This window comes from Fuerstiella marisgermanici, from assembly GCF_001983935.1.
Classification (GTDB): domain Bacteria; phylum Planctomycetota; class Planctomycetia; order Planctomycetales; family Planctomycetaceae; genus Fuerstiella; species Fuerstiella marisgermanici.
The window spans coordinates 33123-56696 of the sequence record NZ_CP017641.1; the positions used below are offsets into that span (position 1 = coordinate 33123).

A 23574-nucleotide genomic window follows, 5' to 3' on the forward strand; every position below is an offset into this window, starting at 1 on the left:
CGGATAGGGATGTTGCCATGGTACTTTCTAAGAGAAGCCCCATGGGCAGGTGATTTATCTGTCGTCGGGTCTCAGCAAGAAACCGTGAAATTGTCACATTAGGTTCTTGACGTAGGTTGCGGTTCGGTTACCGTGTAGCCTTAACTTCCACAAAATGAAATTCCGACCGACGATGGTCAATTTAATTAGGAATGTTCAATGATTTGTTTATCGAGCAGAGCAGCGTTTCGAAGATCTTGCTGTTTGGTTGCTGTGGTGGTTAGTAGTATATTCTACAGTTCTGCAGATGGTGGAATCGTGGCGACGATTTCGACAACGCCACTGGCGAACAATTCACCAAACCAAAAATTGTCCCTCTTCCTCCATTCTGATTCTGGGGTTTTGAACGATGTCGAGTCATTCAGTGTCTACGCTGAAATTGGCAATGGTTTAGCTACTCAAACGGGTGTGCCAATTTTTCAGTCCTATACTTGGGATGCCGCCATCACAGCTCAGATGGGGCTCGCTATCCCTTCAGGCTTTACCCCTGAGGTAGCCAATAACTTTCGGGCCACACCTGGCCTCACCGATTTCGAATCACCTCCTCTAGGTGACATCAGTGACAACTCTGTAACAATCGGCACCACACCGACGCTCGTAGGCGAATTTGATATTGACACGTCTGTGTTCGGTGGCATTTTCGATCAGAGCTTCAGTTTTTTCATTGGCAATGCCCCGGGTGGCGGTGGCGCAGTTAGTGAGCTGAACAGCTTGTCCGAGGGAACCTTGCCGTTTTCGTTCACCGGAACGTTCGATGTCGGTAATCCGGTACCCGTAGGTGTGCCGGAACCCAGTACATTTGCATTGCTAGGTCTAGGCGGTTTGGGCTTGGTCATTCGACAACGTCGCCGAAAGTCTGCAATAGCGGTGCAGGCCAGTTAGTGTGAAATTTAGTTGCGTGTCTGGTTGTCGAACACGATACCATTGATGAAGCCACCGAAAATTTCGGTGGCTTTTTTTGTTCACCCGTCGCGGGGCGGTTGGGGCGATCGGCAACGCGAGGATCACCGGAGCACTTGGCTGGGCGATCAGAAAATTGAAGGAACCAGCCATCAGGCGTATTGTGCGACGAAAATGGGGCCCAATCGTGTTGTGAAGTGCAGACTGCGATTGACCTCGGATAGGTCGAATCACGTAGCCGTGGGCGTTAGCCACGGAAAACTTTCACGTAGGCGAGTCTCTCCGAGACTCGAAAAAGCCGCGACTTCGTCGCGGCGTCAGTCTCAGAGAGACTGACCTACGCGACAAAGTACACTTGGGCTGACACCCACAGCTAAGTGCTATCGTCCCATCCGGGGCGGGCAAATCGCTTCGATCCGGCACAAAAATGCACCGAATCGATTCGTCTTCGCCGCCCATTAACACAGGTTGTTTCATCGTCCCGCATGTTCCCAGTATCGTTTGTTAACGCGACATCGTTGAAAGGCCGAATGGCATGCATTTCTTTTCCTTCGTGGGTGTCCTGCTGATATGTCGCGTTTCCCTTGCCGGATTGGTCCTGGATGTCTCCTACTCCGGCAACCCCGCCTACGAATCTGCCTTCACGGGAGCTAAAGCGACGTGGGAGTCGTTGCTGTCTGGTTATCAGGATGGATTGATCACCGACGCGACCATAAACAGCAGCTACGTGGCCGGTCAGACGATCTCGAGTGTATTTGTTTCCGCATCCGTCGCGCCGATCGACAATGCAGGGTCAATCCTCGCTCAGGCCGGTCCCACCGAACTTGCCCTGGACGCCTCTGGATTCTTCCTGACGACCGATGGAGCATTGACAATCGACTCCTTCGATGTCGCGGCCCTGCACGCTGCCGGAATGCTCGAAAGCGTTGTGACGCATGAAATCGGCCACATCCTTGGCTTCGGCTCACTCTGGAACCTAAATAACGTCTACGTGTCCGGTAGCGGAGAGTTCACCGGAGCCAACGCAACGGCCGCGTGGCAGTCTGAGTTCGGGCAGCTTGGCACGCCCGATGTGGAACTGGAAGGCGGTCCTGGGACCGCCAACGGTCACTGGAACGAGGTGTTGAATGGTGCCGCACTGACCGGCATCACCGATTCCCTAGGCCGCGACATGCGCGACGAGCTAATGACCGGGTGGGCCAATCCGAATTCGTTCATCAGCGATATGACGGTTGCCTCTTTCGTCGATATTGGATTTACAGCAACCCCGGTCCCCGAGCCTTCATCCCTACTTGCTCTATCCGCGATCGCTTTGTTCGGAACCGCGCGTCGAAAGGGATTGTTCCGTACTCGTAGCGACACAACGACAGTCGCCTGATCGGACCAGTCGGCTAATATTCAGGTCGAAGCAGTTTGCCGGTGTGTGCGTACGCTTTGGCTCGTGGAGAGCAGCCTACGTGGTATCAATACCGGTGACTGCGCCTAAAGCTCTACATGCAACAGAGTAGACCTCGCAGGTTGCGCCCAGCTTCACAGCACCGCCCGGTATCAAATCGTTCCTTCCCAGAAGATGCGTCCGGCATGAGGCTTGGAGAAGTTGTTTGGATTCTTGAGGCCACTCAGCGGGCCCATTACCTGCGGGAGTGCAAGCACTTTCGGGGCGACGGTGAATGGAGGCAAAGCGAGTGTCGGGACTTGAGGTGAAGGCTTCACTGCAAAGAAATTACCTGGCCAGGGAATCGCGAATCTCGCGGAGCAGTTGGGTGTCTTCCGGGGGCGGGGCCGGAGTGGGTTTCTTTTCTTCTTCGCTCATCCCGGAAATTCTCTGCGCGTGGTTCATTGCCTTGATCAGCATGAAGACGGCAGCCGCGACGATCAGAAAATTGAAGACATGCTGCAGGAACGATCTGTAGTAGATGACTGCCTCTTTGACACCTTCTTTTCCGTCGGCAACTGTTTTGGACTCTCCGAGCATGTACTTCAACTCCGAAAAGTTCACGCCTCCGATCAGTTTGCCGATCGGGGCATGATCACGTCACTCACCAACGACCTGACGATCTTCCCGAATGCGGCCCCGATATTAATGCCGATGGCCATATTGACAACATTGCCCTTCATGGCAAATTCTTTGAACTCTTTAATCAATCCCATTATGTGAACTTCCTAGCTGCAACTATCGGTGTTTAAAAAAACGTGGCCTACCGTTTACGGTTGCCCACGGTAGTTGAACCAGGCGGAAAGAGAAGAGCTCTACAGCGTTTCACGCTGACTTGTGGCCGCGGAAACGGTTATTGTCCTACGTCGCCCGGTTCCCACGGGCCGGAACCGTCCACAACAAGAGGGAGGCTGCTCTAACTTAGAAAGCGGTCGCGTTCCTCTGGGGTTGGCATCCGGCAGGACTCTTTGCGGCCGAACAGCCGGTATCGCAGTCGGGACACAATGCGGTAGGCGACGTTGCGGATGGGGGACGGGATCAGCCACAGCAACGCGCCGGCCGGCCACCAGATGCCCCCGAGGCGCATTAGGATTCGTGCCATCGCAGAAGACCGGTAGTGCAAGTCGCCGTGGTCCGCGAAGACGAACGTATTCAGATCTTTCCGCACTTCTTCCGGCAGAATTTCGGCAGCCGTTTCGCCCTGCAGCGGTGCAAACTTCAACACGCCTCGCCGATCGCGTTTGAGCAGAAAGTCGACGGTGTGATTGCACAGGCCGCAAACGCCGTCAAAGAAGACGATAGCAGTGCTTGCGGTTGTGTTGGTTTCGGGCTGCATTGTGTATTCGGTCCCGCTGGAATCAGGTGCATCAATCATATCCAGGGAAGGCGATGAGTGGTAACAGCAATCGCTGAGACCTGGCGAGCTTCATGGCTCCGGACCGAGGCATTCGCTGAATTAAGCGACGGTGTGCTCCGGCAGTGATGGTTGAAGGGCGTTTGGGGTGCCGAACAAACTCCGCTAAACTGTACCACGTAACGCTACATTTTCTGGTCCTGTTTTTTCGTCATTGCTCATTCATGCGTGCTGCCGCTATCGGAATTCTCACCGTATCTGATCGTGCTTTTCGAGGCGAATACGAAGACCGTGGCGGCCCGGCGATCCGTGACTATCTGACGGATGTGCTCGCCAGCGAATGGACGGGGATCCCAGTCGTCGTTAGTGACGAACAGCCCGATATTGAGGCGGCACTTCGCAAGCTGGCGGCCGAAGGGTGCGGTCTGATCATCACCACCGGCGGCACCGGCCCGGCTGCTCGTGACGTCACGCCGGAAGCCACCGAGGCTGTTTGTGAAAAAATGATGCCCGGCTTTGGCGAACTGATGCGAAAGGTTTCGCTGGAAAAAGTGCCCACAGCCATCCTGTCACGACAGACGGCCGGAATCCTCGGCAGCAGCCTCATCGTCAACCTGCCCGGCCAGCCCAAAGCAATTGCTGAATGCCTCGACGCCGTCTTTCCCGCCATCCCTTATTGCATTGACCTCATCGGCGGGCCATTTCTGAAAACCAATGAAGAACGTCTCGTCGCGTTCCGGCCAAAAAAGAAGTAGGACGCAAAAAAAGCCCGACTCCTAAAAGTCGGGCTACTGCAGAAGGAGGTTCGCTGTGTACTACGGGATCCTGATCGGTGGTGGAGGTACTGAGAGTGCTGACAACGCCGATGGCTGCGGTGGTTCTTCCAGGCCCGGCGTAGCGACGACGCCCACGTCTTCCATCAGATGGTGCAGCGTATCTTCTGCCATCTCCATCTTTGTGAGGATTCCCAGCGTTCCGATTTGGCGGCGAGCAATCCGCGACCAGCCGCGGACGTCGTCCTGGATATGATGAAACAAAGTGTCCGCTCCGCCAAGTTGCTGACGGATGGCGTTACGGTCGTAGTTGTGTTCGGACGCGTGGATATACCGAGTTGTCTGGAACAGGCTGTAGGCTTCGGCGTACGTTTCGTGGAAGCCGGGGTTGTGCGAATAGTTGTAGTACAGATCAAGGCAGAGTTCGTTCATCAGCACTTCAAGGCGGGCCGCGAGGTCGTCCACGTGCGAAAACGATCCATACGCGACGGTCCTTGGCGCGGGGGGCAACTGAGCCGTCTGCAGATAATGGTGGTCCAGGTGTGGGCGATGGGCGACATATCGGCTGCTTGGGCGGTGATGACCATGGTCATGATGGCCATGGTGGATTGGGCGGACAGCAATCGGGCGATGGCGATGACATTGAGCGTTCGCGGTCGGAGTGGTTGCTGCGGGTGCCAACACAGCGGCGAGGCTTAGCAGTACAGTTCGTTGAATCGTCATGGCTCAGGTCCTGTTTAACTTGCGGGTTGAATTGGGAATGTGACGCGAAGCCAAACAGCGGCCGTTAAGTCGTCGTGACTCGCTTGTCATGCCGTTTTCCCTACGCCAACATCGTGCCGAAACCCACCATCCGACCTAAGTTGTTTTCATGTATGGGTTTACCTAAATGGCGACGAGGATCGGTGTGTCATCAAAACGTGTCACTGTGAATCTTTGTGTCGTCTATGTGATAACTTTTGCCGCTGCAACTCATGTCCTTCCTGCCGAACACATCGCAGTGTGTTTCGTCGCTGACGTCTTGCAGTAGCTGCCCTGCCCCGTCCGTGGTCATTTTCTGTAGGACATTGGCGATTCACGCTGGCCTTCGCTTTAATCCGGCCAAATATCTTTCAACTGAACCTCGGGCAATAAAATGGAACGTAGACGACTTGGCGGCAGCGGCATCACGGTGACCGATATCTGCATGGGCACCATGACTTTTGGCTCTCAGTGCGATGAAAAGCTGTCTTTCGAAATTATGGATCGAGCCTACGATGAAGGCATTGACTTCTACGACGCGGCTGAAATCTACCCGGTGCCGCCGTCGGCTGACACGTATGGTGTCACGGAAGAAATCGTGGGCCGCTGGCTGAAAACGAAGCCGCGGGAGTCTGTTATCGTCGCGACCAAGGTCACGGGCCCCGGGCACGGTTGGTTCGTTCCGCCGGTCCGGCATGGTCGCACCGCGCTGGATCGATTCCAGATTATGCGAGCCGTCGAAGGCAGTTTGCAGCGATTGCAAACTGACTATATCGACCTGTATCAGACTCATTGGCCTGACCACTACGCCCGCTATGAAGACATCCTCGAAGCGATGACGGTGCTGATCAAGCAGGGGAAGGTGCGGGTCGCCGGATCCAGTAATGAAACGTGTTGGGGGCTGATGAAAAGTTTGTGGGCCGCCGAACAGCATAGGCTCAGCCGCTACGATACCGTGCAGAACAACTTCAGCATCATCAATCGTCGCTGCGAAAGCGAACTGGCTCAGGTCTGCCGCCGGGAGAATATTGCATTGCTGCCATATTCGCCTTTGGGCGGCGGCGTGCTGACCGGGAAGTACACCGACAGCTATCCGGAAGGAGCAAGATTCAGTCTCTACCGCTCAGCCGGAGAACGGCAGCAGAATATTCTGAACCGGTTTCTTAATGACCGGACGCGAGAAACCGTGGAGCGACTCAAGCCGATCGCGGCTGATTTGGGCGTGACGCTTACGGCGCTGGCGGTCGCGTGGAGTCGTCAGCACGACTTCGTGGCGTCCACGATTATCGGCGCGACGACGGTCGAGCAGCTGGATGAAAGCCTGGCGGCGAAGGATCTGATTTTGGACGCGGACACGATGAACCGCATCGACGAAATCGATCAGGACATCCCCAACCCGCTACGAGAAGACGGCCTGCGTCGGCTGTAACTCACCGATTGGGATGAAAGCAATTCCGGGGATCACGAATTCTCGTGACCCCGGTTAACGCTGACAGCGTGTTGCGCTGACTTGTGGCCGCGGAACAGCCGTCTCGTGCTATGAATGCTGTTTGCCACCAGCCCGAACCGTCTACGACAAAAGGTCAGATGCTCTAACGCCCCACGATCGTTGATTCATGATCGGCACGGCGCCAGCTGTTGGTGGCTGATAAGATTTGCAGGGACAAGCTCACAGCGAGTGCCGTGACGCTTACAATTCTGACATTGCCCCTGCTCTCAACACGACTACCCAAGTGGGGGCCAGCTGTTACTCAAACCTTCGCGTTCAATCGCCAGCACCTGTTCGGAGCTGAGTGAAAACTGGTTTTCGATTTCACTGCGGGATTGCAGCACTGGCGTACCTTTATCCTGTCGTTCCACAAGTTCGCGAAAGGCTTCCTGGCGAGTCTCCAGTGGCGGCTGCTCCGATATGTTCATTCCCGCGTTTCCAAAATCCGTCAACAGCGTTGAAGCTGAGTAGTTAAAAGTGAATGGCAAAAGCTGCGGGGGTAAATATCCCCAATAGCGAGTTTCAGCAACCCCTATTCGTCATCATCGCCGTAAGAATCGTCGGACTCTTCCACGGCTGCCTGAGCGGCCGCTGCTTTGGCAGCCTCTTCGATGGCTAGCTGCTTGTCGCGATGAGCTTCAGCGCACATGCTGCAGACGCTCATCTCTTTGACGATTTCGTGTCCTCGACCGCCGCGATCGCGCTGCTTAGGTGCCTCGCGAAATCGACCAAACCGTCGTCGCGGAGCCACTTCAACGCTTCCACGATACTCTTTAGGTCGCGACGCCACGGTGACTCTGTGAGCTTTGGTCCGGGGGGGAGCAACTTTTCCGCACATCTGGCAAACGAACACGAACGTGGCTTTCTTTTGATACTAATGGAAGAAAACGTGCTTACCTGAGTCAACTCTTCGCAGCGATCAGCGAAGCCAATTCTGAGCGGCGACTCAAATATTCACAGGCCCCCGCTCAACTGGAAGGTCGTTTAAGTTTCGGGCGGCGGACGAGTCTAGCTCGATCGACCAGCAAGTGAAACCTGGATGCGGCGATTTGTCAGGGAAACGGCAGTGAAACAGTAATTCCCGACCGGCGGTCCGATCGATCGGCCTGTATCAGTTACCCGGCGCAGACACGCGATCGCCACATCGTGAGCACCAGTCGCCGAAAAGACGGGCGAAACCAGCCATTTTAGAACCCCTAACCAAACCTGTGTGGCCGCGTTGTGACGACAGTGGTCGAGATGCAAGGAAAAGTGACGAGGCGACAGATGTCGTCGAGGAGCGCTGACGCCGCAGATCGGCTGCTGTCGTCGCAACCCTCCGGGACGCTTGTGTTTCCGCCTCAGGCGGCGTCGTTCGTCGTCGACGACATTTGTCGCCTCCTTCTCACTTCTTGCCTGAAACGAAACCACAAACGTCGCGGCTCACACAGGTTTGGTTAGGGGTTCTTAGTTGGTTGCTCGGCGTCCGTGCTATGGCATGCAGAACTATCTGTTTCATCCGGACTTCGACAGACACATGAGAGCTGATCGGTGGATTCAGCGGTGTGTCGCCCAGCCGGCGGATCGTCCGTGGCGACTCGACGTGCCGCGTTCGATCGGTGTCGAACCGTAGAGAGCTAACAGGAAGGCCGGTTGGCGGTGCCACTCAAGGGCAGCAAATGTTCTTGCCGCCAGCGTTTTTCAAGCGAAGGCCGTTCGGCGAAATACCGGAGGGGGGACTCGAACCCCCACGGGACGTTAGTCCCAAAGGATTTTGAATCCTTCGTGTCTGCCAATTCCACCACTCCGGCGTGGGCCGGAAGTATAGGGCGAGGAGTCGTTTCCGCAAACGAATCGTGCCGAATTTTTCAACCTCGCCCCATGCCAAACAACCATGGCGCGAATCGACCTGCTGCGATTATAAGGTGCGAGCTCAGAAATGGCGTCGGCACCGGAACGCAGCCAGACGCTTTCAATACGGCCAAAGTTTCCAGCGGTCGGCTTCTCTGTGCGGCGGTCTTACGAAAGAGGTGGGGCTGATTGTTTCCCGTCGCGACATCAACCTCGGGCGATTGTACGGGTGATCTTGAAGTTGTCATCCTGCGACATCTGTCCGTTGCGGGAAGGTCGGCCCGCTGGAAAATCGGAGCGGCGTGGCGGCCGGAGGCTGTGATCTTCAAATCAAGCAAAATCAAATATATTTGCTTACTTTTGCCCACCTGGGACCACTAACCTGTTGGTCCTGACGTTTTGATTATGCAGGGTTCTCGCGCGCCGTTGTGCCGATGGCTTCCGGAGGTCGATGCGCACGCATGCCCTGTGACCGCCTTTTTGGGTGACCATAGTGAGGAATTCAGCAGTGGCAAGAAGCAATCAGGGACCAAAACTAACTGATTTTTTGGCTCGAATGTTCGGAAAGTCATCCCGCACACCTGACAGGCCCAGCCGCCGCCGGCGAGAGATGCGTCGTCAGAAAACGACCGAACAGCTGGAAAGCCGAGCACTGCTGACCCTGGTCGGGATCGATTTTGGTGGCGGTACGACACCCACCAACTGGACGGCCTTCTCTGGCACCTCCGACGTTAGTTTGAATGACCTCGTCGACGAATCGGGCACTGCGACGGCGATTGACGTCGCCATCGATATCGACACCAGCGCGGGAATCTACGACAGCTTTGCGCCGCCTGCCACAGAATTGCCAAGCCATACTCAATCGCTGGCCGGCATCGACCGTGCGTACACGGACCAGGGCAATATCGAACTGACATTCTCGGATCTGGGCGCCGGACAGTTATATGAGGTCTACGTGTTTGCAGGCGACCGACTCGCGTCTGACCAGCGCGTCGTCATTTCAGAACCAACGTCGGGAACGACCCTCACTCAGTTCACTCAACCTCACGACGCGAATCAGCTGGTTGTTAACGGCGAAGTTGGCGCGTCGAACCGCGCTTTGTCGAGTTATGCGGTTTTTGCGCGAGCCGACTCGAATGGCGAAATGAAGGTACGTGTCGACAGCAGTGCGAATCCTACTGGATTTTTTGGGCTGGCTGGCGTCGCGTTGCAAGCTAATTCCTCCGTCGTTCCGGACGTGTCGATCGGCGACGTGGTCGTCAACGAATCAGACGGCACTGCTGCGTTTCCGGTTTCTCTTTCGGCACCCGCCGTCAGCGACACAACGTTAACGTTGACCACAACCGACGGCTCGGCCGTTGCCGGACAGGACTACGTCACGACGACGGCTCAAGTCACGATTCCTCGCGGCGCGACAACAGCGACAGCAACTTTTGACGTCGCGATTGTCGACGACGCGGATGTGGAAGCTGACGAAACGTTTGTTGTCAGCGTTGCATCGGTGGACTCGGGAGTCGTCGGTGGCATTACTGACACTGGGACGGGCACGATCGCGGCCAATGACGCGGCGTTAACAGTTTCAATTGCCGCCAGCGAAGTGGCCGAAGGCGCTGGGGCCGCTGCGGCGACTGCCACAGTGACTCGTAATTCCGACACGTCAGCTCCGTTGACCGTCTTTCTCACCAGCAGCGATACGTCTGAAGCGTCTGTTCCAGTGAGCGTTGTGATTGCGGCCGGTCAGGCGACTTCACCCGCGTTTGACATCACGGCGATTGACGATGGTCTTGTCGACGGAACTCAAACGGTCAACATCACCGCTACCAGTACTTCGCATGCGGCGGGTAGTGCATCGCTGGACGTGACGGATGACGACACGCCTGCGTTGACGCTGTCGATTTTTGCTTCAGCCGTCAGCGAATCGGCCGGGCCTGCGGCAACGACCGCCACAGTAACTCGCAACACAGACACGACCGAAGCACTCGTCGTCGATCTTTCCAGCAGCGATGTCACGGCGGCGACAGTCACAAATTCGGTGACGATCGCGGCCGGAGCGACTTCGGCCACATTCGATATTTCTGCGGTAGACGACACGCTGATCGATGGGACTCAGACGGTCACTATCAGCGCGTCGGCGACTGTCGTGTATCAAGGTGCGAACACGACGATTCAGGCGTCGAGCGACATCGGTATTCTGGACGACGACCTTGGCGGCTGGAATGCGGAAGGGCCGTTTTCGGCGACCAACGGACAGACGGAAAATGTTGCTCCAAACGGTGAAATTGTTGGAGCCATCCACACGGTGATCGCTCATCCTACCGATCCCGATGTCGTCTACGTTGGTGCGGTGAATGGCGGCGTGTGGAGAACGAACAATGCGACGGCTGTTAACCCGAGCTGGACGCCGTTGACGGACGACATGCCGTCGCAGTCGATTAGTGCGTTGGTGTGGGATACGGCTGATACGACCAACCAAACGATCTACGCTGGCACGGGGCGTCAGAGTAGTTATGCACAGACAGGCAACGAACGAGTCGGCTTGTTGAAATCGACGGATGGCGGAAATTCGTGGCAGGTGCTGGACGGCAACGGCGAACTGGCCGGGGCGAACATCAGCGGTATTGCGGCCAACGGAAACACGGTGGTTGTATCGGTGAACGTGGCAGACAGCTATACCTATAGCAACGTGGGTATTTTTCGCAGCACTGACGGTGGTGCAACGTTCGAGCAGGTTTCAATCGACGATGGCAGTGCGACCGGGCTCCCGGGTGGTGTTAGCTACGACCTCGTTGTCGATCCAACGAACCCAGACATCATGTACACTAACCAAGTGTTTTCAATCGTCGCGAACGGTCTGTACAAGTCTATCGATGGTGGTGCCAGCTGGAACAAGGTCAGTTCTGCGGCAGTAGATGCTTTCATCACCGACTTTAATTCGAATCTGGAGATGGCGGTTGGTCATCACAACAACGTTTACGCGGGCATCGTAGAGTTTGGCGCTCCGGTGGCGTTCTTCCGATCTGGCGATGGCGGAGCGACCTGGGTGCAACTGGATGACCCGGTCACGTTCGAAAATACGGGCGACGTCGGACTGAATCCGCGAGGTTCGAAGGGACCCACGGCGGGCGACAATCCCACGCCGGCCGAAATCGCGGGCGGTCAGGGAAGCATTCACTTTTCCATTGTCGCCGACCCCACCGATCCGAATATCGTTTACGTCGGGGGAGACCGGCAGCCTCGCCAAAATGAGGACACGGGTAGCTTCCCAAATTCGATTGGAGCTCAGGACTTTACTGGTCGGCTATTTCGAGGCGACGCGTCGCTGGCGGCCGGTTCTCAGTGGGTGCATTTGACTCACCGCGATGACATGGGAGCGGCTGGCGGCGGCACGGCCAGCAGTTCGGCGCCTCACGCGGATTCGCGGGAAATGACATTCGACGCCAACGGCGACCTGCTGGAAGTGGACGACGGCGGTATCTATCGTCGCACTGATCCTCGCAGCAATCAGGGCGATTGGTTTGCCATGACCGGCGACCTTCAGGTCACGGAAGTCCACGACGTTGCCTACGACAGCGTGTCGAACACGTTAATGACTGGCAACCAGGACACGGGCACAACGTATCAGCCAGGCCAGGGTTCTACTCAGTGGGTCAGCCTGTCGACGGCTGACGGCGGCGATGTCGTCATCGACGACAGATCGCTGGCGGCCGGCGGGCAGTCGATTCGGTATTCGAGTTTTCAGAATCTTAGTGCTTTCCGCCGCACTGTTTGGGATGCGGCTGGCAATCTTGTCAGTACCTCTTTTCCAGCATTGACGGGGTTCACCGGCGGCGTGTTCAGGACGCCTGTGGAGTTGAATTCGATTGATCCGAGTCGCCTGGTGATTCAGGGAGCTGGAGAAACGTTTGAGACTTTGGACCAGGGAAGTACGGCGACCAGTCTGAATGCTGGCGGCATTGGCAACCAGATCTACCAGAATGCACTGGCATATGGCGGTCGCAAAAATGGGACCGACAATGCTGACGTCTTGTGGGTGGGGTCAGGCGACGACGTGCTTGTGCGCACGGCAGGTGGAGCGGCTTTGGCACCGACGGCCTCTGATCCGACTTCTGATTTGATTGTGGACTTGACGATCGATCCGGACGACTGGGCGTCGGCCGCTATTGTGACTCGCAACGAAGTGCAGGTGACGACGGATACCGGAGCTTCATGGTTTGATGTCACAGGCGACCTGTTTACGTCGTTCCCGAACAGCGCGATTTACAGTGTGTCTTACATTGCCAACGCCGTGTCGGATGCGTTGATTGTGGGCACGAACATGGGCGTGTTCGGTTCGTTTGTCAGCACGATCGGCACGTGGTTCGAAGTCGGCGGTGGAATGCCGAACGTCATCGCCTTCGATATGGAATACGATGCCACGGACGACGTTCTAGCCGTGGGAACGCTGGGCCGTGGAGCGTGGTCGCTGCAGAATGCTCGATCTGCACTGCCCACAACGCCGGATGTGTCGATCGGCGATGTGACGGTCAACGAAAACGATGGCGTGGCTTCGTTCATGGTAACTTTGGCGACACCCGCCGTTGTGCCCACAACATTGACGCTGACGACCGTCGACGGAACAGCTTTGGCTGGTCAGGACTATACGGCCACGACCGCGACGGTCGAGATTCCGGCCGGCGCGACAACGGCGACCACTACGTTTGACGTGCCACTCATTAACGACACCAACCCGGAACTACCGGCTTCGTTCAGTGTGGTTGTTCAAACTGTTGAGACGGGCAGCGTGGGCGATACGTCTGTTGTGGCAGCCGGAATCATTAACGACGATGACGCCACCATCACAGTTTCGATTGCCGACGCATCGATCACCGAACCTGGCGGTGCAAATCCTTCGACGACGGCCATCGTCACTCGCAATACAGACATAAGCGGTCCACTGGACGTGATGCTGATGAGCGACGACACGTCGGAAGCAACCGTCGTGGGCATGGTCACGATTCCTGCCGGGCAGCCTTCTGCCGTCTTTGATATTACGGCCGTGGCAGACCTGTTCGTCGACGGAACTCAAACGGTAACGATCACACCAACCGCCGCTGGGCATGTGTCTGTTGCGGATACCGTTGACGTGACTGATGAAGACGTGCCGACGCTGACGATTACCATTCTGGCCGATTCCATTAATGAAGCGGACGGCCCGGCAGCCACCAGGGCGATGGTCACTCGCAACACCGACGTCGCCGCAGACCTGACGGTGAATTTGGTGAGTTCTGATACCACGGAAGCCACAGTCGCCAGCAGCATCACGATTTTCGCGGGCAATCAGACGTCAGCTTCATTCCCAATCAACGCCATTGACGATGCCGTGATTGACGGCGCTCAGGTGGTAACCATTACCGCGTCATTGACTGGCTTCATTTCCGGTAGTGACAGTGTGACTGTGCTGGATGACGAAACCAAGTTGGTACGTCTGGCAATTGATCCATTGACGCTAAGTGAAGAGGGAGGCACGGCGGCTGTGCGTGCGGTCCTGAATGAAGCTTCGACTGCCGACGTGACCGTCACGATGATGCTAAGCGGCTCGGCCACCATCACCGGCCCGGGCACAGACTTCTCAATGTCTACGCTGACGCTCACAGTTCCCGCCGGTCAGTTGCAGAGTCCACCGGCGACGATTACCGGGTTATCCGATGCTCTGGACGAACCCGATGAAACGGTCGTCATATCAATTGATCCGAATTCCGTGGTGAACGCCACGATTGATCCGGTGTTTTTGAATGCGACCGCTACCATCCTGGACGACGACGCGCCACCGTTGGTGACCCTCACACCTTCAGACACTGCCGTGATTGAAGGTGAGGACGTCGTGTACACGCTTGAATTGTCGGCTGCGTCATCCTTCGACGTTACCGTCAATTTGGCGCTGGGTGGCACCGCCACGGCCACCGGTGCATCACGCGACTTCCTGGATCCAGCCCCCGGATTGCAGATCGTGATTCCGGCCGGGCAAACTCAGGCTACCGTATCGATCGAAACGGTCGACGATGCGCTGAGTGAGGGTGTGGAAACCATCATTCTGGGGATTACTGGCGTCGTCAACGGTACCGCCGGCAACCCGTCTCAGCGAACAGTTCAAATCAACGACAACGATCCACTACCGACCGTTACGTTCACGGTCGACAACGCATCGATTATCGAAAACCTCGGACAGGCGACCTTCACCGCCAGACTGTCCGAACCATCGGGGCAGACAGTCACGATCGACCTCGCAAAGCTGGGGCTTGCCACAGAAAACGTTGACTACACGATTTCGCATTCGCAGCTCGTGATTCCAGCTGGCCAGATGGTCGCCACAACGAAAGTCACGGCAACTTCCGATGCGATTGACGAACACGATGAAAATGTCCTGTTGCGGTTTGCCAACGTGACGAACGCGACCGTCGTCGGGACCGTAGAAGCTCAAACAACGATTCTCGACGACGACATCGCGCCAACCGTGAGTCTTTCGTCCAGCGTCGCTTCGATTCCCGAAGACGGCGGGACATTCACGTTCTTTGCAACACTGAATGCCGTGTCGGGCAAAGACGTGACCGTGAATCTGATGCTGCGAGGCACAGCGACAGACGGCGTCGACTACACGCGCACGCCGACTTCGCCGACGTCCAATCTGACGGTTGTGATCCCCGCCGGCTCCACGTCTGTGCCCATCGATGTATCGGTGACGGACGACACACTGGACGAATTTGACGAACTGGTTGTGATCGAATTTGTATCCGTCGTGAACGCGGTTGAGAATATCGTGCAGCAGGCGTCGACAACGATTGTTGACAACGATGCTCCGGCCACTGTTACTCTGCAGGTGGCTCCGGCGGCGATTTCGGAAGCGGGTACTCTGACGTCCACCGTGACAGCCTCGCTGTCGGCTCCGTCTGGAAAAGAAGTTCGAGTCACCCTCGGAATGTCAGGCAATGCGGTTCGAAATACAGACTACACAATCGACAGTACGACAATCGTTATTCCGGCGGGCAGCACGACGGGCACAGCGACGATTACTCCGATTGACGATCTGCTGGACGAATTCGACGAAACCGTGGTGGTTGACATCACCGCCGTCGTCAACGGCACGGAAGACGGTCAGCAGCAGGTGGAGGTGGCGATTCTTGACAACGAAGCTGTGCCGAGAATTGATCTCGCGGCTAGTGACGCCTTTATTCCAGAAACCGGCGGCACGGCCACGTTTACGGCCACACTGTCAGAGATCTCAGGCCGTGACGTCACGGTCACACTTAGCCCCACGGGCAACGCAACTCTGGGAGTCGACTATTCGGATCCGGGAACTCAAATCGTAATTCAGGCGGGACAGCTGGCGGGGTCAGTCACAATGAATGCCCTGCCAGATGCGCTTAACGAATTCGACGAAACGGTCACGCTTACAATCGACAGCGCCGACTTCGCCAGCATCGGAACGGCCAGCCAGCTAGTCACGATCGTCGACGACGACCCCATACCATCACTAACGATTGCCGCCGATGCCGCGTCGTACAGCGAATCGGCTGCCAGCGCGAACTTTACGCTGACGCTGTCAGAGGTGTCCGGACGTGATGTGACCGTAGCCTTTAACACTGGCGGAGACGCATCCGCCGGTGGGGATTACGTTGACCCGGGTACTCAAATTGTGATCCCGGCGGGGCAGCAGAGTGTCCCGCTGCCGATCACGTTGCTGTCTGACGATCGCGATGAGAATGACGAGCAACTGACAGTCAACTTAACCTTCGCAGACTACGCTAGTCCGGGAACAACGGTTTCAGCCACGACACTGTTGATCGACGACGACGCCACGCCGACAGTGACACTCAGCTTTGATCCCGCGACGATCGCGGAAGCGGGTGAGACGAGCACCAGACTGATCGCCACACTTTCGGCTCCGTCTAACTTGCCGATCACGCTGGACGTGTCGCTTGCCGGAACGGCACTCGGATCAGGCGTTGACTACAACGCCGGGCCGCAGTCGCTGGTGATCGCTCCGGGCGAAGAAACGGCGGAAATCATAATCTCGGCCGTGGACGACAGTCTGTTCGAGCAGCCTCGCGATGTGATCGTTGCGTCCGTGGGTTCTGCGTCCAACACCATCTGGGATGGTAATTCGGTCACAGCAGAAATCATTGACAACGACCTCCGCACGCTGACCCTGACGATTGCTCCTGGCACCGTTAATGAAATTGATGGAGCCGCCGCTGCAACCGCAACGCTGACTCGCAACACGAGGACCGACAGTCAGTTAACGGTCACACTGTTCAGTGACGACGTAGGCGAAGCCAGCGTGCAGTCCACAATCATCATTCCTGTGGGGGCATCGGCCGTAACCTTCCCTGTCAATAGCGTCAACGATGGCGTGTTGGACGGAACTCAAACGGTCACGGTCACTGCGTCTTCACCAGGTTACGTGTCGGGTGTCGATACCGTTGATGTTGAAGATGCCACGGTGGGTGTTGGTCTGGAAGTCAGTGAGATCAGCGTTTCAGAATCGGGCTCACCGCAGATCACGGTTACGGCTCGTACGCAAAATCCAGCGGTCGGTGACCAAACGGTCGACATCAACGTCAATGGTCTGAACATCACGGCGGGTGACTATACGCTGTCGAATACACGGATCACCATTCCGTCTGGTCAGACGACGGGCACCGCAACTCTGCAAATTCTGGATGACCAGCTCGTCGAATCCACTTCGGAAATCCTTAATGTTACGATGAGTAACCTGTCGTCCGGTCTGGCGCTCACCGGAGCCAACTCAGCGGCAGTTGAAATCATCGACAACGATACGGCTCTGGTCAGCGTGAACGACGTGACGTCCGTGGAAGCGAATACGGGGCTGCGAACGTACACGTTTACTGTTTCGACAACCAACGCTTCCGACCGGCCGTATTCTGTTGGCTTTAATACGGTCGACGGCACTGCAACCGTGGCCGATGGCGACTACACCTCAGCAAACGGCACCATTAACTTCAATGGCCAGGCGAATGAAACTCACACAGTCGTCGTGCAGGTGAATGGTGATCGCAAGGTCGAACTGGACGAAACCTTTACGCTGCAGCTCAGCAACATCCAGTCCGGAACGAACTCAGTTGCATTCGACGTCGGCGGCGATCAGGGCACTGGCACGATTGCCAACAACGACAGTGGCACGATTTCCATCGGCGATGTTACCTTGCAGGAAGGCAACACGGGCGACACGTCGTTTGTGTTCACGGTGTCGCTCGACGCAGAAATCGGCAACAGTATCAGCCTGATTCACGACACCGCTGATGGCACTGCAACAAGTGCCGGGGGTGACTATACGCCAATCGTAGTCGGCAGCACGACATTCAATGCGAATACTGGCGGCCCGCAAACCGCCAGCATCGAAGTGTTGGTTTCCGGCGATTCGATGGTCGAACTGAACGAAGCCTTCCTGCTGAACCTGTCCAATCTTGTGACGGGCGGGCTGAATGTCACACTGGCGAATACTTCGGCAACTGGCACCATCACCAACGACGATGCATCCAACATCAGCGTAGACAGCCCGACAGTCGTGGAAGCCGATGCGGGCACCAGCCAGATGGTCTTCACGATCACGCTAAACGGTGCCGTCGATGTTCCTGTCACCGTGGACTACATCACCGCAGACGGTACGGCATTGACCAGCGACGGAGATTACGTCGGCGCGGCCGCAGCGGGGTTGTCCTTCTCTGGGGCCGACGGTGAAATAAAGACTGTCGCCGTCACGATTAACGGCGACACCAAAGTCGAACGCAACGAAACCTTCGAACTGGTTTTGCGGAACCTGGTGGCTGCAGGGCGAAATGTCACCATCGCCGGACCGGGCGTCGGCACAATTCAAAATGACGAATCGGCGACCATTAGCATTGACGACGTTGTACTGGACGAAGGCAATGCCGGAGTCACCACCGCCACGTTCACAGTCACGTTGGTGGGCGAAGTCGACAGCCCCGTTTCCATCGATTACGCCACGGCGGCGGACACCGCGTCTGACGCCGACAACGATTACGCGGCCGCGAGTGGAACTTTGACCTTCCCTCCAAACCTTGGCAGCCCGCTGACTCAGACGTTTTCTGTGCTGATCACGGGCGACGAAAAGGTCGAACACGACGAATCATTCTTCATTAATCTCACAAACCTGGCGGCGGCCGGTCGCGATGTTAGCGTGATCGACAACCAAGCCACGGTGACCATCAATGACGACGACAGCGCAACGATCGCCATTGATAACGTGGCCGTCAGCGAAGGAGTCACCGGGGATTCGGTGGTGACATTCACCGTCAGTCTGGATGCCGAAGTGGCTGATGATGTCACGCTGGATTACGCGACGGCAGACGATCGAGCGACCACCGCGGACGGCGACTACACGAGTTCCAGCGGTGGTCTCACGTTCGCCGCGAATTCCGGCGGACCTCAGACCCAAACGTTCGAAGTGACGGTTCACGGTGACCAGAAAGTTGAATTGAACGAAACGTTCTTCGCCAACCTGTCGAACCTGAACAACAGCGGCGTCAACGTGTCAGTCGCCGACGCTCAGGGCGTTGGCACGATCACGAACGACGACGTCGCCACCATCACAATCGACGACGTTACTCAAAACGAAGGCGACGCTGGCACGTCGATATTCACATTCACCATTTCGCTGGAAGGCGAAGTTGATGCGAACGTTGGACTTGTCGCTCGCACGTCGGCCGGCACTGCCAGCCCAACGGATGGCGATTACGCCGCAGGCAGCGCGACGAATCTGTTGTTCAATGCTGGTAACGGTCGTTCGCAAACGCAAACGGTGTCGGTCACTGTCAACGGCGACGAAAAGGTCGAACTGGACGAAACGTTCTTTGTGGATCTTTCCGGTCTGTCAGCCAGTGGTCGAGCGGTCTCGGTCACAGACTCGCGAGGCGTTGGACGCATTGTCAACGACGATGCGGCCACGCTGACGATTAACGATGTCACACTGCAGGAAGGTTCGTCGGGCAACACAGCGTTCGAATTCACGGTGACAATGTCGGGCGAAGTCGATGTGCCCGTGCAGTACGGTTACGTCACCGCCGACGACACCGCCACGGCGGCCGATGGCGACTTCGCGGAAATCACGGCGGGCAGCGATGCATTCGTGGCCAACAACGGCGTCGGCCCGCAGACTCGAACCATTACCGTGCAGGTGGCTGGTGATGGGCGAGTCGAATCAGACGAGGCGTTCTTGGCGATCCTGAACAGCGTCAATGCCGCCGGTCGCAACGTCACGATTGCGGACGCTCAGGGCATGGGCAACATCATCGACGACGACACAGCCACCATTAGCATCGACGACGTTACCATCGCAGAAGGAGATGCGGGCACCACCGATTTTGTCTTCACGGTAACGCTCAGCAACGAAGTGTCGTCGCCAGTGTCGATTAATTACGACACCGTCGAAGGTACCGCAACAGTCTCTGGCAACGACTTCGTTGCTAACACGGGCAACGTGCTGACGTTTGCAGCCAACGCCGGTGACGGACCTCAAACCCTGACCTTCGCCGTCACAGTCAATGGTGATGCTACTGTTGAACGCGACGAAACATTCCAGGTCGACCTGTCCGGCCTGGTGACCAACGGGCAGGCAATTACGCTCGCAGACAGTCAGGGCCTGGGTGCGATCACGAACGATGAAACCGCTGGAATCATAATTGACGATGTTTCGCGTTCTGAAGGAAACAGCGGCACCACAAACTACGTGTTTACGGTGACGCTGGAGGCGAACGTTGATACCGCTTTCAATCTTGACTTTACGACGGCAGACTCCACGGCCGATGCGTCTGACTTCAGCAGCACAAGCGGAACTCTATCGTTCGCAGGTGCCGCAGGCGAAACGCAATCGCTGTCTGTATCTGTGGTGGGCGATAACACGGTCGAACTGGATGAAGCGTTCTTCGTGAACCTAACCAACCTCGCCGCCAATGGCCGCAACATTGCCCTGACGAAGGCCCAAGGTGTAGGCACGATCGTCAACGACGATGCGGCCACAATCAGCATTGTGGATTCCACCACGATGGAAGGCAATTCCGGCACGCCAGTCACCACGCTTCTGGTGCGGCTAAACGGCACAATCGATACGCCGGTCACGTTGGACTTTCAAACTCAGGACGGCACCGCGACAGTGGTCGGGAATGACTACACTGAAGCCTCGGGCACAATCACTTTGCCTGCCGGGACTAACCCGGAAACAACGATTCAGGTCAACGTTCGAGGTGACGTGTTGATCGAACAGAACGAAGCCTTCTTCGTCGACCTGACGAACCTGGACGCTGGCGGCCGCAACGTCACGCTGACTGACAGCCGTGGGCAAGTCACCGTCAATAACGACGATTTTGTCAACGTGACCATCACCGACGCTCAGGTGGTCGAACAACAATCGCCGAACCGCTCGTTCCTGTCGTTTACCGTCAGGCGAGACAATGCGTCTATTCCAATCGACATTGATTTCGTCACAGTCGATGGCACGGCCACCGTCGCCGATGGCGACTATCTGGCTCGCAACGGAACACTCAGCTTTCCCGCGAATTCGCCGCTCACCGCCAACGTGGTTGTGGAAGTGATTGGCGATCATCGGCTGGAGCCCGATGAAATTCTCTACGTCGATATTTCGTCGTCCATGTTTGGCGTTCAAATCGCGAACCCTCGAGCCGTCGGAACAATTGTTCAGGACGACGGTTTTATCAGCGGTCAGAAGTGGCACGACATTGACGCGGATGGTGTGCGAGACGCCAACGAGCCGGGGCTTGATGGCTGGGTGATTCAGGTGCTGAACGATCAGGGCGATGTCGTCACGTCAGCCACGACCGGCAGCATTGACCTGAACAATGATGGCAGCATCGACCCTATTACCGAACAGGGGCTATACAACATTCCGACTGGTGCCGGAACATGGACGATCTCTGAAGTTATGCAACAGGGCTGGCGCCAAACGTCTCCGAATTCAGGGAACGCTCAAGCCTACGAACTGGATCAGGAACGAGGGCTGCGGTTCACTGGCAGCTACTTCGAAAACTGGGGCGGCCTCGGCGAAAAATGGCTATTCGGTGACGACGGCTGGACCTTCATCACACCGAACGGCGACGTGTTTGAATGGAACGGCAGCCCACGAGAAAACCTCAGCGGCGACCTCATTGTGGGGCTCGGCGAGATCTTCCATTCTAACCCCGCGCTGTTGTTCAACGCTCAACCGCCCGGCAATCGCACGGTTACTGTGGAAACCAACCAGACGACGTCCGGCATCAACTTCGGTAACGCACCAACTGGCGTGATCGAAGGGCAGAAGTTCCATGATGTCGATGCGAATGGCCAGCGAGATTCCAGCGAACCGTACCTGAACGGCTGGACCATCACTCTGCGAGACGAATCCGGCAACATTGTGGCGACCACGACCACGGCCGACATCGATCGCAACGGCAACGGTTCGATTGACCCAACGCGGGAACGGGGCGTCTATCGCTTCGAAAATCTTCTGCCAGGAAACTACACCGTTTCGGAAGAACGTCGAGCGGGCTGGATTCAGTCTGGCGACGGCGGGATCTTCGCCGGTGCAGCCTACGACCTTAATCAGCAGCGCAACTTCCGCGAGGCGAAATTCGACTTCCTGAACTGGGGCGGCCGCAACGAGAAGTGGTTGTGGAGTGACGTGGGTTGGCACTTCGTGACTCCGGACGGCAGCATCTACGAATGGGATGGCAGTCCTCGCACGAACCTCACCGGTACCTTGGTGTCACGACTGAACGCGTCGTACTTCCAGGATCTGTCGTTGCTGTACAATGCCGCTCAACCAGCGGATTACACGGTTTCGATCACTGGTCAGGAAGTCACCGGACTGAACTTTGCGAACACACTCGCACACAACGGAACCGGTCAAGGTAATGTTCAGGTAACGGTGAATGGTTCGAACGCCCAGATCAGCGGCGACGCGCAGAAAAACACTATCGTGGTCTACACTGCTGCCGATGGCAGCGTGATGATTGCCGGTGCCGGCAGCACGTCAATTAACGGATCGGCTGCTCCATTCCTGCTGTCTACCAATGGCACGCTTGCCAGCCTGAACGTTTCGCTCAGCAGCGGTGACGACCAGTTGGTGCTGTCAGGAATCACTGCTGGCTCACTGGACGTGCAGACTGGAGGTGGTTTGGACCTGGTGACAATAGACAACGTCGTTATCAACGGATCGGCCACGATCGGCAATTCGTCGGGCGTTGATGAGCACCGTATTCACGGCAGCGATTTCGGCAGCCTGAACGTCAACACCGGCGGACTTGTCAGCCTGCAGAATTCCGAGGTCGATGGTGAACTGGCTGTCGTTGGCAGCAGCACGCCAACCACCGTATTCGTGCAGGGCTCAACGGTCGACGGTAACGTGGACATTGAAACCGGCAGCGGGGCGGATGCGATTATCGCTAATCGTTCATCGTTTGGGGCCAACGTTTCCGTCAATTCCGGCGGCGGCAACGACCTGCTGACTCTGCGAGCCAGCCAGGTCGCCGGCAACCTGGTTGCAGACGGCCGCGGCAATAACGATCAAATCGGCATCAGCAACGGTAGCACGGTCAACGGTTCGGCGACCGTGCGAGGCGGCAGCGGTAGTGACACGTTCGCCACTGACGGCACGGTGGCCGGTTCGCCGACGCTGACCCGCATTGAAAGCACGATCAATTCTGACCTGGAAAACCTGATCGACCTGGCTCTCAGCAACTTCGACGACTTATTGCTGGAGCTATAGGCGGTGCGGCCCGCCTGCCGGTCGGAGTTGTTGCTCTGAAGTGGACGCGTCGTTCCCGTTGGTTACCAGCGGGAACGGCCCAACCACAGTGCCGAACAACGGACGTCTGCCCCTCCGGCGAACAACGAGAGCCATGCCGACGATCACGCCAACTCGTTTGTAATCGAACACCACGCCGGCGCTTCAGCTCGCGTCCCGCTCACACACCCACCACGCCAACCGCCCGCCGGTGCGTACCGG

At 56.9% G+C, this 23574-nt stretch carries 9 protein-coding genes, 1 tRNA gene and 1 pseudogene; 5 read left to right on the forward strand and 6 right to left on the reverse strand.

The window, feature by feature from the left end; translation table 11 throughout:
• The first annotated feature begins 198 nt into the window (after positions 1-198).
• Together Fuma_RS35785 and Fuma_RS00055 are read left to right on the forward strand one after the other, a co-directional pair.
• Positions 199-921, forward strand: coding sequence for a PEP-CTERM sorting domain-containing protein (locus tag Fuma_RS35785; RefSeq protein ID WP_083731690.1), 723 nt, complete (start codon positions 199-201; stop codon positions 919-921).
• Between the two features lie 553 nt (positions 922-1474).
• A complete protein-coding gene (locus Fuma_RS00055; protein WP_077022341.1) occupies positions 1475-2317 on the forward strand; it encodes a PEP-CTERM sorting domain-containing protein in 843 nt (280 codons plus the stop codon).
• Positions 2318-2662: 345 nt separating this feature from the next.
• On the opposite strand, the pseudogene mscL reads toward Fuma_RS00055, so the two are convergent.
• Positions 2663-3090, reverse strand: a pseudogene (gene mscL, locus Fuma_RS00060) (large-conductance mechanosensitive channel protein MscL).
• 200 nt (positions 3091-3290) lie between these two features.
• Positions 3291-3710, reverse strand: a complete 420-nt coding sequence (locus Fuma_RS00065; RefSeq protein ID WP_077028000.1) for a thiol-disulfide oxidoreductase DCC family protein — start codon at positions 3708-3710, stop codon at positions 3291-3293.
• A gap of 242 nt (positions 3711-3952) precedes the next feature.
• Here Fuma_RS00065 and mog point away from each other — a divergent pair, with 242 nt between their 5' ends.
• Positions 3953-4483: a molybdopterin adenylyltransferase gene (gene mog / locus Fuma_RS00070; protein ID WP_077022342.1), complete on the forward strand. Its 531-nt coding sequence runs from the start codon at positions 3953-3955 to the stop codon at positions 4481-4483.
• Between the two features lie 60 nt (positions 4484-4543).
• On the opposite strand, the gene Fuma_RS00075 is transcribed toward mog, so the two are convergent.
• Positions 4544-5224, reverse strand: coding sequence for a hypothetical protein (locus Fuma_RS00075; RefSeq protein ID WP_077022343.1), 681 nt, complete (start codon positions 5222-5224; stop codon positions 4544-4546).
• 412 nt (positions 5225-5636) lie between these two features.
• On the opposite strand from Fuma_RS00075, the gene Fuma_RS00080 reads away from it, so the two are divergent.
• On the forward strand, positions 5637-6671 hold the full coding sequence (locus tag Fuma_RS00080; protein WP_077022344.1) for an aldo/keto reductase: 1035 nt from the start codon (positions 5637-5639) through the stop codon (positions 6669-6671).
• Positions 6672-6967: 296 nt separating this feature from the next.
• On the opposite strand, the gene Fuma_RS00085 is transcribed toward Fuma_RS00080, so the two are convergent.
• From Fuma_RS00085 to Fuma_RS00100, 3 genes are all read right to left on the reverse strand, one after another.
• Positions 6968-7159 (reverse strand): hypothetical protein, encoded by a 192-nt coding sequence (locus Fuma_RS00085; protein ID WP_083731692.1) that lies wholly within the window; start codon positions 7157-7159, stop codon positions 6968-6970.
• A gap of 104 nt (positions 7160-7263) precedes the next feature.
• Positions 7264-7521 carry a hypothetical protein gene (locus tag Fuma_RS00090; RefSeq protein WP_145943851.1) on the reverse strand — a complete coding sequence of 86 codons (258 nt, stop codon included), beginning with the start codon at positions 7519-7521 and terminating at the stop codon, positions 7264-7266.
• A 914-nt stretch (positions 7522-8435) separates the two neighbouring features.
• A tRNA-Leu gene (locus Fuma_RS00100) sits at positions 8436-8521 on the reverse strand.
• Positions 8522-9171: 650 nt separating this feature from the next.
• Between Fuma_RS00100 and Fuma_RS34540 the strand changes: the two genes are divergently transcribed.
• The gene (locus Fuma_RS34540) at positions 9172-23334 is read left to right on the forward strand and encodes a Calx-beta domain-containing protein (RefSeq protein WP_158520811.1); all 14163 of its coding nucleotides are present in this window, start codon (positions 9172-9174) and stop codon (positions 23332-23334) included.
• Positions 23335-23574 lie beyond the last annotated feature (240 nt).